The following is an 11697-nucleotide window of genomic DNA, read 5'->3' as shown; positions in this document are numbered from 1 at the left end:
ATGGCTATTGAATGGGTAAAAGAAGGCAATTACGAAGATATTATTTATTCAACATACAATGGTATCGCAAAGATTTCGATTAACCGCCCTGAAGTACATAACGCATTCCGTCCTAAAACGGTAATGGAGTTAATCGACGCTTTTGCACAAGCTCGTGATGATGCAAATGTTGGCGTTATCATTTTAACAGGTGAAGGTGGACGTGCATTCTGTTCTGGCGGCGACCAAAAAGTTCGCGGTCATGGTGGATATGTAGGTGACGACCAAATCCCTCGTTTAAACGTATTAGACTTACAACGTCTAATTCGCGCAATTCCTAAACCAGTTATCGCAATGGTAGCAGGTTATGCAATCGGTGGTGGACACGTACTTCATATCGTATGTGACTTAACAATCGCTGCAGACAACGCTGTATTCGGACAAACAGGTCCTAAAGTAGGAAGCTTTGACGGTGGATACGGAGCTGGTTACTTAGCTCGTATGGTAGGCCACAAGAAAGCTCGCGAAATTTGGTACCTATGCCGTCAATATAGTGCTCAAGAAGCGCTTGATATGGGCTTAGTAAACACTGTAGTACCATTAGAAGAGCTTGAAGCAGAAACAGTACAATGGGCACAAGAAATTTTAGCAAACAGCCCAATGGCACTTCGTTTCCTAAAAGCTGCATTCAACGCAGACACAGACGGTCTAGCTGGTATTCAACAACTAGCTGGAGATGCAACGTTATTGTACTACACAACTGACGAAGCAAAAGAAGGCCGCGACGCATTCAAAGAAAAACGCAGTCCGGACTTCGGTCAATTCCCTCGTTTCCCGTGATCAAACCAAAAGCGGAAGCGGCTTGCTTAGAACAAGAGGGCGTTGGAACTCCTGACGTAGAGGCGCTTTTTGCCTCGTAGGAAGGCGTGAAACGACCGACTGTTCTAGCCGCTGTAGCTGGACGTGACCAAAAGCGGAAGCGGCTCGCCAATAAAGTGAGACGCAACGAAAAGGTCAAACCGGAAACAAAACAACTAAGAGACTTGATATCATATCAAGTCTCTTTCTTTCATGAAAGGAGAATGAATGATGGAGACGATGCCAAATTGGTTAATGCAACGTGCATTTTTAACACCAGATCGCACTGCAATTGAAATAGAGGAAGAGAAAGTTACTTTTATGGAGCTGCATGAAAAAGTAGTATCTGTTTGTGAACACCTCACGCATGTTGGAGTGGAGCGAGGGCAAAAGGTGGCTGTTCTGATGAAAAATGGTATGGAGATGATTACAGTTATTCACGCCCTATCGTACGTAGGGGCAGTAGCTGTGCTTTTAAATACGCGTCTTTCAAGAGAAGAGCTACTTTGGCAAATGGATGATGCTGAAGTTGTTTGTTTAGTAACGGATCAAGATTTTGATGCTAAAGATGTTCCTGTTTATTCATTCGCCGAAGTGATGAATGGACCAAAAGAGGAAGCCTCTATACAAGAAGAGTTTTCTTTAGAAGAAGCGATGACAATCATTTATACGTCTGGGACGACAGGAAAACCGAAAGGCGTTATTTTAACGTACGGTAATCATTGGGCAAGTGCGGTTGGCTCTTCGCTTAACTTAGGGCTTCGTGATGATGATTGCTGGTTAGCTTGTATGCCGATGTTCCATGTTGGCGGGCTATCTCTTTTAATGAAAAACATTATGTACGGCATGCGCATTTTACTCGTTCCGAAATATGATGCTGATTTTATTCATAAAGCACTTCAAACGAGAGGTGTTACGATTATTTCTGTTGTATCCAAAATGTTAACAGATTTATTAGAGAGACTTGGAGAAGGGACATACCCAGCTTCTTTACGATGCATGTTACTTGGCGGAGGACCAGCGCCGAAACCGTTATTAGAAACATGTGTAGAAAAAGGAATCCCTGTGTATCAAACGTACGGTATGACAGAAACGTCTTCGCAAATTTGCACGTTATCAGCAGATTACATGTTAACGAAAGTAGGATCAGCTGGAAAACCACTATTTCAGTGCCAACTTCGTATTGAAAAAGATGGCGTAGTAGTGCCACCATTTGCGGAAGGTGAGATTGTAGTAAAAGGGCCGAACGTAACAGGCGGTTACTTTAATCGTGAAGATGCGACGCGAGAGACTATTCAAAACGGATGGCTTCATACTGGCGACCTCGGTTATTTAGACGAAGAAGGGTTTTTATACGTATTAGATCGCCGCAGTGATTTAATTATTTCTGGCGGAGAGAACATATATCCAGCTCAAATTGAAGAAGTGTTGCTTTCTCATCCGGCAGTAGCGGAAGCTGGTGTTGTCGGCATGGCTGACGATAAATGGGGACAAGTACCAGCTGCTTTTGTTGTGAAAAGCGGGGCGGTAACAGAAGAAGAAATTCTTCATTTTTGCGAGGAGAAATTAGCGAAATATAAAGTGCCGAAGAAAGCATGTTTCTTAGAGGAATTACCACGTAACGCTTCGAAAAAATTGTTAAGACGAGAGTTAAGACAATTAGTGGAGGAGATGTAGGTGGAAATAAAAAAAGCGACACTGTATATAACGGAAATGCCACTCGTAATCCCGTTTGCTGCAAGCTACGGGACTTACGAAAAGCGTGAGAGTATCGTTATTGAATTAGAGGATACGGACGGGTACATTGGATTTGGGGAAGTCGTTGCATTCTCTGAACCGTGGTATACGGAAGAAACGGTGAAGACGGCGCTGCATATACTGCAAGACTTTTTAATACCTGATTTATTAAAGGCTGAAATTTCTCATCCGAATGAGGTACCGGGTCTATTTCAACATATAAAAAGAAACCGAATGGCAAAAGCCGGAATAGAGGGGGCTGTTTGGGATTTATATGCGAAGCGTCAAAAGAAGTCGTTAGCGACATTGCTTGGCGGAACGAAGTCTGAAATTGAAGTCGGCGTTGTAATTGGCCTTAATACGATTCCAGTTATGTTAAAACAAATCGAGAAGTACGCGGAAGAAGGATACGAGCGTTTTAAAGTAAAAATAAAACCGGGGCATGATTATGAGTTATTGAAAGAAATTCGTAAAGAGTTTCCGCATATCCCGTTAATGGCTGATGCAAATTCAGCATATACATTAGGGGATACGGAGAGGCTGAAACGACTAGATGAATTCCAATTAATGATGATTGAACAACCGTTAGCGGATTACGATTTTCTTGATCACGCGGAATTGCAAAAGAAAATTGAAACGCCGATTTGTTTAGATGAAAGTATTCATAGTTTAGAAGATGCACGCGTTGCGATTACGCTTGGCAGCTGCCAAATTGTGAACATTAAACCAGGGCGAGTGGGCGGATTAACAGAATCGGTTCAGATCCATAATTATTGTATGGAGCATAACGTACCCGTTTGGTGCGGTGGTATGGTAGAAATGGGGATTTCACGAGCGCAAAATGTTGCTCTTGCGTCATTGCCTAACTTTACGATTCCAGGAGATATATCTGCTTCTAGTAGACATTGGGAGCAGGATATTATTTGGCCGGAAGTGACGCTTGAGGGCGGGAAAGTGATGGTGCCGCAAAGCGTTGATGCTGAGTATGAAGTAGATCGCGGAAGATTGGAAGAAATTACGAAGCAGCGGATTGTGTTTGAGCGGTAAATGGAAGTTTCATTAGGATGCCCGCAAATAGCGAGAGGATTTTGTCGTTCATTGTCGGTAAGTCGATATATTTCAATAATTGCTGATATAATTTGAGTTACGGTCGATATAATTGGAAAATCGCTGATATAATTCAAGTTGTGTTCGATATAATTAGAAAATCGCTGATATAATTTTATTTACCAAGGTTACTCTAACGAGTAGCCTTTTGTATTGTACAAATTGGATAGACTAGTTTACAATCGAGCGTATAAAAATGGAATGAAAAAGGGGGAGTAAAATGAAGCGCATTTCAATTTTAATAGCGGATGACGAGGCAGAAATTGCTGATTTAATTGAGATACATTTAGAAAAAGAAGGGTACCATGTTGTGAAGGCAGCGGATGGGGAAGAGGCGGTTCATATTATTGAAACGCAGCCAATCGACTTGGTAATTTTAGATATTATGATGCCGAAAATGGATGGGTATGAGGTGACGCGTCAAATTCGCACGAAACATCATATGCCGATTATTTTTTTAAGCGCGAAAACTTCGGACTTTGATAAGGTGACAGGTCTTGTACTAGGCGCGGATGATTATATGACGAAGCCTTTCACACCGATTGAATTAGTTGCACGTGTAAATGCACAACTGCGTAGGTTTTTTACGTTAAATCAACCGAAAGTAGCGGAGAGTAAATCTGCTTTAGAAATAGGCGGAGTCGTAATTAATCCCGAGCGTAGGACGGTTGATGTATATGGTGAGCAAATTGAATTAACGCCGAAAGAGTTTGATATTTTATATTTATTAGCGAGTCATCCGAAGAAAGTGTACAATGTGGAAAATATTTTTCAGCACGTATGGGCAGACGATTATTATGAAGGTGGAAATACAGTAATGGTACATATTCGTACGTTGCGTAAGAAACTTGGAGAAGATAAAAGAAAGGATAAATTAATAAAAACAGTGTGGGGAGTAGGTTATACTTTTAATGGCTAATATGATGAAAAGTTTTCGATTTAAAATGATTGCCTTATTTGCGTTAAGTATGGTGCTTGCAGCAACTGTAACTTATATAATTTATAAAGGATTGCAGCTGTATTATAAAACGATGGTTCGCTACGAAGAGCCTTTAGCACAATTTAGGTCAATGGTAAGGGAATTTGGAGACATTAATTTCTTTTTAATTTTCTTTATTCCGTTATCTATTATCTTTTTCTTCTTTTTGACAAAACCGTATTTAAAATACTTTGATGAAATTTCTAATGGGATTCATCATCTTGCGAACGGTAACTTTACGAATAAAGTTCAAGTTTCATCAAATGATGAGTTTGGAAATATCGCGCGTGAAATAAATGTTGCAAGTGAAAAGTTAAAAGAAGCTGTTGAAAGAGGAGATTTTGCTGAAAGTAGTAAAAGTCAGCTCGTTGTGAATTTAGCTCATGATTTAAGAACACCATTAACATCCGTGTTAGGATATTTAGATTTAATTCTTAAAGATGAAAATTTAACAAAAGAACAAATTAAACATTTCTCCACAATTGCATATACGAAATCGCAAAGACTGGAAAGCTTAATTGATGAGCTATTTGAAATTACACGTATGAATTATGGCATGCTAAAGCTGGATAAAAAGCCGATTGATATAAGTGAGTTGCTTATACAGTTAGAGGAGGAATTGTATCCGTTATTAGAAAAACATCATTTAGAAGCTAGATTGAATGTGGCTCCTCATTTACCGATGCACGGTGATGGAAAATTGTTAGCTAGAGTATTTGAAAACTTGTTAACAAATGCCGTTCGTTACGGCTATGATGGACAATTTGTTGATATGAATGGGTATGTTGATAATGGAGAAGTTGTCGTACAAATTATGAATTACGGAGATAGCATCCCGGAAGAAGATTTACCGTATCTTTTTGATATGTTCTATACAGGTGATAAAGCAAGAACTGAGAACCGTGGCGGGACAGGCCTTGGACTATTTATTGCGAAAAATATTGTCGAGCAACATAACGGTACGATTTCTGCTGAGAGCAATGTAGTTAGAACGATATTTGAAGTACGATTGCCAAAAGACGAGAATGTAACAATTTAATAAAAATTTAAACTTTACCCCACTTTTTATTTTAATAGTTTTTTCTATTCTATACGTAAGTTACGTTAAGGAGGAACTAGAAATGAAAAAGTGGGTATTTATTTCTTTTTTTATAGTATGCACAGTATGTGTAGGCGTTTATATATCACCGTTATTTCAAAAGGAAATCGACGTTAAAATTGTCGGGAAAGATGAGCTAGTAAAGGCGGCAAACACCGATGGGAAAGAGATTACGAAGGAACAAATTTATAAGGGCGATTTATTATTAGTTAACAGGGATTACCCAGTAAAAAAAGATAGTATTAGGTCTGATATTATAAATGTAAATCATAATAGTGAATTAGTGAGAGGCTATGTAATATTTGATAGAAATCTTCGTTTATCAAAGGATGTTGTGAAAAAGTTTTTGAACGTTGTCGATGCGGCTGGAAAAGAAAGTGTTAACCATTTTTTGATTAGTAGTGGCTATAGAGATTTCCAAGAGCAAAAACAGCTATATGAAAAAATGGGATCTGATTATGCACTTCCAGCAGGATACAGTGAACATAACTTAGGATTATCACTGGACATTGGGTCTACTCAAAAGAAAATGGAGAAAGCGCCTGAAGGAAAATGGATTGAAGAGAACGTATGGAAGCATGGCTTTGTATTACGTTATCCGAAAAATAAAAGTAACATTACAGGCATTCAATATGAGCCATGGCATATACGTTATGTAGGCTTACCTCATAGCGCAATTATGCAAAAAAAGAATTTCACACTAGAGGAATATTTAGAGTTTTTAAAAGAGGAAAAAGAGATTTCAACTGAAGTAGAAGGTAAGAAATATACTGTTTCTTATTATAAAGTTTCTGAGAATATGAAAGTGAACGTTCCAGCAAACAAGCAGTATGAAATTTCCGGGAACAATATGGATGGGGTTATTGTGACGGTTCAGGAATAGAGAAAGAGGTTGTTCCGTTTGGAGCAACCTCTTCGTATATATAAGAAAGGGATTGATGTTTTTTGTCGGTAAATCGATATTCTTTGTCGAATCGTTGATATATTGTGAGTTACGGTAGATATAATTGAAAAATCGTTGATATATTGTAAGTTATGATAGATATATTCAAAAAATCGTTGATATAATTTCCTATACTATTAGCATTTTGGAGGAGCATCTTTTTATTTGCTTTTAAACATTATAACGTTATATTTACTTCTCCCTTTTTTTGTGTTACGCTAAACGTGTGAAAGAGATATAAAATGAAACTTTAATGTAAGCGTATTCTTATGGCTTCTTATAGAAAAGGGTGGAAATACAATGACAGAACGATTCGTACTACGTAATGTGAAACGTGTGAACGGGGAAGAGATTGACATTGTAATTGAAAATAATAAAATCGCACAGGTGACGAAAGCTGGTGCTGGCGAGGGTGGAAAGGTTCTTGATTACTCTGGTACTTACGTATCGAGTGGTTGGATTGATTTACACGTTCATGCTTTTCCAGAGTTTGATCCGTATGGCGATGAGGTGGATGAAATTGGCGTTAAGCAAGGGGTAACGACAATTGTTGATGCGGGTAGCTGCGGAGCTGATCGTATTGCAGATTTAGTAAAAAGTAGAGAGCAGGCAAAAACGAATTTATTTGCCTTTTTAAATATTTCTCGCATCGGTTTGAAACGAATTGATGAACTATCCAATATGGAATGGATCGATAAAGAGAAAGTAATAGAAGCAGTAGAAAAGTATAAAGATGTAATCGTTGGGTTAAAGGCGAGAATGAGTAAAAGTGTCGTTTGTGATAGCGGAATTGAACCGCTTCATGTTGCACGCTCTTTATCCCGTGAAACATCATTACCAATTATGGTACATATCGGTTCAGCGCCTCCTCGCATTGAGGAAGTTGTACCTCTTTTAGAAAAAGATGATGTCATTACACATTACTTAAACGGGAAAGAAAATAATTTATTTGATGAAGAAGGCAAACCGCTACCTGTATTACTAGATGCAGTGAATCGTGGTGTTCATTTAGATGTTGGTCACGGTAATGCTAGTTTTTCTTTTAAAGTAGCAGAGGCGGCGAAGCATCACGGTATTGCTTTTAATACAATTAGTACAGATATTTACCGGAAGAATCGCGTGCATGGTCCAGTGTATAGTATGGCTCACGTTCTTTCGAAATTCCTTTACTTAGGTTATCCGCTAGAAGAAGTAATTGATGCGGTTACGAAAAATGCAGCAGAGTGGCTTAAAAAACCAGAGCTTGGCCGTATTCAAGAAGGCGATATTGCAAACTTAACTTTATTTACGGTGAAAGATGAGAAGGTTACGTTAATTGATTCAGAAGGGGATCAGCGCATTGCTGAAAGAAGGATTGATACGAAAGGGGTTGTAATTAATGGGTCATTCATTGAATGCTAAGTACGGATTAAAAAGAGTAATTAATGCGAGCGGTAGAATGAGTATTTTAGGTGTATCTGCTCCTACAGATACAGTAATGGATGCGATGAAACATGGGGGACAAAATTATGTGGAAATTGCTGATTTAGTAGATAAAGCGGGAGACCATATTGCGAGAATTCTAGATTCAGAGGCAGCGGTCGTTGTGAACTCAGCATCGAGTGGAATTGCGCTTTCTATCGCTGGTATCGTTACAGAAGGAAATCGCCGTAAAAGTGAAAGACTTCATCAAGAAGTAATCGCGAAAAACGAAGTGATTATGTTAAAAGGTCATAACGTTCAATACGGTGCTCCTGTTGAAACGATGATTTACTTAGGCGGCGGTAAACTTGTAGAAGTTGGCTATGCAAATGAAGGGAAAGCAGAGCATATTGAAGATGCAATTGGTGAAAATACAGCAGCGATTCTGTATGTGAAATCACATCATGCAGTGCAAAAAAATATGATTTCTGTTGAAGAAGCATGGGAAGTTGCGCAGCGAAATAAAGTACCGCTTATCGTGGATGCAGCAGCTGAAGAAGACATTCAAAAATATGTGAAGTATTCAGATCTTGCTATTTATAGCGGTTCAAAGGCAATTGAAGGACCTACTTCTGGTATTGTGGGCGGTAAAAGAAAGTATATTGAATGGCTGAAAGTGCAATTACATTGCATTGGAAGAAGCATGAAAGTTGGGAAAGAAACAACTTTTGGTTTACTTCAAGCACTTGATGAGTACGGAGTAAAAGAAGATAAGAGCGAGCAAGAAAAAGAATTGCTACAAATACTTATGCCGCTAAAAGAATTAAATGGTGTAAATGTAACGATCGTTCAAGATGAAGCTGGAAGAGCAATCTTTCGAGCTCGTATTCATATTAACGAGAAAGAATTAAATAAATCAGCAAAAGATGTTGTGACTGCATTACGCGAAGGGGAAATTGCCATTTATACACGTGATTACGGAGTAAGACAAGGATTCTTTGATATTGATCCACGTCCACTTCAAGGTGATGACATATATGTGATTGAAGAAAAATTGAGAGAAATTGTAGGGGGAAACTAAAATGACAAACATTCAAAAACGTTTTTATAAAGACCGCGTAGCATTAAATGTATTGGCAAACAATATCCAAAATGCGAAAGATATTTTTGAAGCAGCAGAAGGATATGTAGTAGTAGGTGTTTTATCAAAAGATTATGCAACTGTAGAAGAAGCTGTTACAGCGATGAAAGCATACGGAAAAGAAATTGATGACGCTGTATCAATCGGACTAGGTGCAGGAGATAATCGCCAAGCGGCAGTTGTCGCTGAAATTGCGAAGCATTATCCTGGCAGTCATATTAACCAAGTGTTCCCTTCAGTTGGAGCGACACGTGCAAATCTTGGCGAAAAAGATAGCTGGATTAATAGTTTAGTATCGCCAACAGGAAAAGTAGGTTACGTAAATATTTCTACTGGCCCAATTAGTGCGGCTGGAGAAGAAAAAGCAATCGTTCCAATTAAAACAGCGATCGCACTTGTACGTGATATGGGCGGAAATTCATTGAAGTACTTCCCAATGAAAGGGCTAGCTCACGAAGAAGAATATCGCGCAGTTGCGAAAGCTTGTGCGGAAGAAGGATTCGCATTAGAGCCAACAGGCGGAATTGATAAAGAAAACTTCGAAACAATTGTACGTATTGCGCTTGAAGCAAATGTAGAGCAAGTTATCCCGCACGTGTACTCTTCTATTATTGATAAAGAAACTGGTAACACGAAAGTAGAAGATGTGCGTGAATTATTAGCAGTCGTGAAGAAGCTAGTTGATCAATATGCGTAAGAAAATTGCAGCGTTCGGCGAAGTAATGATGCGCCTGCAAGTACCTGGATATGAATTGTTGTCGCAAGCTAACACGTTAAATTACTCATTTTCAGGTACAGGTGTGAACGTTGCAGCGGCACTTTCTCACTTAGGGCATGAAGGGCTTCTTATTTCAACTTTACCGGAAAATTCGGTTGGAGATGCAGCTGTATCTTACATTCAAAAGTTAGGGATTCAAACTTCTCTTGTTTCAAGAGGCGGTAAATATGTAGGTATGTATTTTTTAGAAAATGGATTCGGTGCACGTGCAAGCCGCGTTACGTATTCGAATCGACTAGAAAGTAGCTTCAATACGGCGTCTGAAGAGATGTACCAATTTGAAGAAATTGCTAAGGAAATTGATATCGTTCATTTTTGCGGTATTACACTTGCGATGAATGATACGGTGCGCCATCATATGAAGTCTTTAGCGAGAGCAGTTAAAGAAAACGGAGGAACCGTCTTTTTTGATTGTAATTATCGTCCATCACTTTGGGGAGAAGACGGATATGAACAGGCAAAACCGCATTATGAAGAAATGCTGGGACTTGCTGATATCGTTATGATGAACGAAAAAGATGCAATGTTTGTTTTAGGAATAAAAACCGAAGAAACGGAGCGAGAGGCGCAACTTGTTGATCTTATTCCAAAGGTAGCTGAAACGTATCATATCGCTACAATCGCTGGTACTCATCGCTCTATTAACAGTGATAATACACATTCGCTTCGCGGGTTTATATGTAAAGATGGAACGTTCACTTTTGCAAAAACACTTACGTTTTCTGTATATGATAGAATAGGTGCTGGAGATGCTTATACGAGCGGAATTATTCATGGCGAGATAAAGGAGTTCGCACCAGAGAAAGCTGTTTCATTTGCGTCAGCAGCTGGAATGCTAGCACATACAATCGTCGGTGATACGCCAATGTCATCAGAGAAGGATATACTTCGGGCAATGACGGCATCAGTAGGTGATGTAGAAAGGTAGTGGGTGTAACGGTGAACGTAACGAGAAAAAAAGGACCATTATATTTGCAAATAAAAAATATTATTCGTGATCGAATATTGCATGGTGTATATGCGATTCATACGAATATTCCTTCCGAACCGCAGTTAGAAGAAGAGTTCAAAGTGAGTAAAATTACAGTGCGAAATGCGATTAAAGAACTCGCTCAAGAAGGATATTTGGAAAAGAAAAGCGGTAAAGGAACGAAAGTCATCCGCAATACTTCTGCGACAAAACTGTCAAAGGGTAAGAAATTTACTGAAGTGTTAGTGGAAGAAGGATATAAAGTACAGAAGAAATTGCTAAAAGCAGAAATTGTGCAGAATGAAGAAGGAACAGTGCCATTTCGATTATTCGGTAAGGAGAGTTTTCGTATTGAACGTTTATATACGTTAAATGATGCACCGTACATTCATTATACGCACTATTTCTCAGCAGGAATGGCAAGTTCAGATTTATCGGATTTTGACTTGCAATCGCTTTATGATTTAGTTGAAGACCGAGGTATTCATTTAGAAAACTTCAGAGATGAATTCGCTGTTGGACTCGCGCCTATTTTCGTTGCAGAAGCGCTAGGTGAAAAAGAGGGGACAGCGCTATTAAAACGCATGCGTTATTCTTACGATGAAGTTGGCGAAATAATTGAATATAGCGAAGGCTACTACAATACAGAAATGCAGCATTATGTAGTGAATTATGACGTATAAAAAAGAGGGGATTTTCCCTCTT

11 protein-coding genes are annotated in these 11697 nt (G+C 39.0%); all 11 read left to right on the top strand.

The window, feature by feature from the left end; all coding sequences use genetic code 11:
• Positions 1–819 (top strand): 1,4-dihydroxy-2-naphthoyl-CoA synthase, encoded by an 819-nt coding sequence (menB, locus tag NST90_RS23030; RefSeq protein WP_000963885.1) that lies wholly within the window; start codon positions 1–3, stop codon positions 817–819.
• A 249-nt stretch (positions 820–1068) separates the two neighbouring features.
• Positions 1069–2514, top strand: coding sequence for an o-succinylbenzoate--CoA ligase (locus tag NST90_RS23025; protein ID WP_000449568.1), 1446 nt, complete (start codon positions 1069–1071; stop codon positions 2512–2514).
• The gene (gene menC, locus NST90_RS23020; RefSeq protein ID WP_025709982.1) at positions 2515–3621 is read left to right on the top strand and encodes an o-succinylbenzoate synthase; all 1107 of its coding nucleotides are present in this window, start codon (positions 2515–2517) and stop codon (positions 3619–3621) included.
• Between the two features lie 280 nt (positions 3622–3901).
• Positions 3902–4600: a response regulator transcription factor gene (locus NST90_RS23015; RefSeq protein ID WP_000822509.1), complete on the top strand. Its 699-nt coding sequence runs from the start codon at positions 3902–3904 to the stop codon at positions 4598–4600.
• Complete coding sequence (locus NST90_RS23010; protein WP_025709983.1) at positions 4593–5699, top strand: HAMP domain-containing sensor histidine kinase; 1107 nt, start codon at positions 4593–4595, stop codon at positions 5697–5699. Before NST90_RS23015 ends, NST90_RS23010 begins: the two co-directional genes overlap by 8 nt.
• Positions 5700–5781: 82 nt before the next feature.
• On the top strand, positions 5782–6642 hold the full coding sequence (locus tag NST90_RS23005) for a D-Ala-D-Ala carboxypeptidase VanY (protein ID WP_000759406.1): 861 nt from the start codon (positions 5782–5784) through the stop codon (positions 6640–6642).
• A 360-nt stretch (positions 6643–7002) separates the two neighbouring features.
• On the top strand, positions 7003–8103 hold the full coding sequence (locus tag NST90_RS23000) for an amidohydrolase/deacetylase family metallohydrolase (RefSeq protein WP_025709984.1): 1101 nt from the start codon (positions 7003–7005) through the stop codon (positions 8101–8103).
• On the top strand, positions 8081–9184 hold the full coding sequence (locus NST90_RS22995; RefSeq protein WP_006915668.1) for a DgaE family pyridoxal phosphate-dependent ammonia lyase: 1104 nt from the start codon (positions 8081–8083) through the stop codon (positions 9182–9184). Before NST90_RS23000 ends, NST90_RS22995 begins: the two co-directional genes overlap by 23 nt.
• Before the next feature lies 1 nt (position 9185).
• Positions 9186–9941 (top strand): KDGP aldolase family protein, encoded by a 756-nt coding sequence (locus NST90_RS22990; RefSeq protein ID WP_000181896.1) that lies wholly within the window; start codon positions 9186–9188, stop codon positions 9939–9941.
• Positions 9934–10950: a sugar kinase gene (locus NST90_RS22985; protein WP_046393052.1), complete on the top strand. Its 1017-nt coding sequence runs from the start codon at positions 9934–9936 to the stop codon at positions 10948–10950. The genes NST90_RS22990 and NST90_RS22985 overlap by 8 nt, the downstream gene beginning before the upstream one ends.
• Positions 10950–11675, top strand: a complete 726-nt coding sequence (locus NST90_RS22980; protein ID WP_000539276.1) for a GntR family transcriptional regulator — start codon at positions 10950–10952, stop codon at positions 11673–11675. Before NST90_RS22985 ends, NST90_RS22980 begins: the two co-directional genes overlap by 1 nt.
• The last annotated feature ends 22 nt before the right edge of the window (positions 11676–11697 follow it).

Source organism: Bacillus sp. FSL E2-8900, assembly GCF_037966225.1.
Lineage (GTDB): Bacteria > Bacillota > Bacilli > Bacillales > Bacillaceae_G > Bacillus_A > Bacillus_A cereus.
This window is presented reverse-complemented; position numbering and strand designations above follow the sequence as displayed.

Coding starts and splice junctions, on each gene's coding strand:
- menB (WP_000963885.1), top strand. CDS start 1: ATGGCTATTGAATGGGTAAAAGAAGGCAATTACGAAGATATTATTTAT.
- NST90_RS22990 (WP_000181896.1), top strand. CDS start 9,186: ATGACAAACATTCAAAAACGTTTTTATAAAGACCGCGTAGCATTAAAT.
- NST90_RS23005 (WP_000759406.1), top strand. CDS start 5,782: ATGAAAAAGTGGGTATTTATTTCTTTTTTTATAGTATGCACAGTATGT.
- NST90_RS23015 (WP_000822509.1), top strand. CDS start 3,902: ATGAAGCGCATTTCAATTTTAATAGCGGATGACGAGGCAGAAATTGCT.
- NST90_RS22995 (WP_006915668.1), top strand. CDS start 8,081: ATGGGTCATTCATTGAATGCTAAGTACGGATTAAAAAGAGTAATTAAT.
- NST90_RS23025 (WP_000449568.1), top strand. CDS start 1,069: ATGGAGACGATGCCAAATTGGTTAATGCAACGTGCATTTTTAACACCA.
- NST90_RS22985 (WP_046393052.1), top strand. CDS start 9,934: ATGCGTAAGAAAATTGCAGCGTTCGGCGAAGTAATGATGCGCCTGCAA.
- NST90_RS23000 (WP_025709984.1), top strand. CDS start 7,003: ATGACAGAACGATTCGTACTACGTAATGTGAAACGTGTGAACGGGGAA.
- NST90_RS23010 (WP_025709983.1), top strand. CDS start 4,593: ATGGCTAATATGATGAAAAGTTTTCGATTTAAAATGATTGCCTTATTT.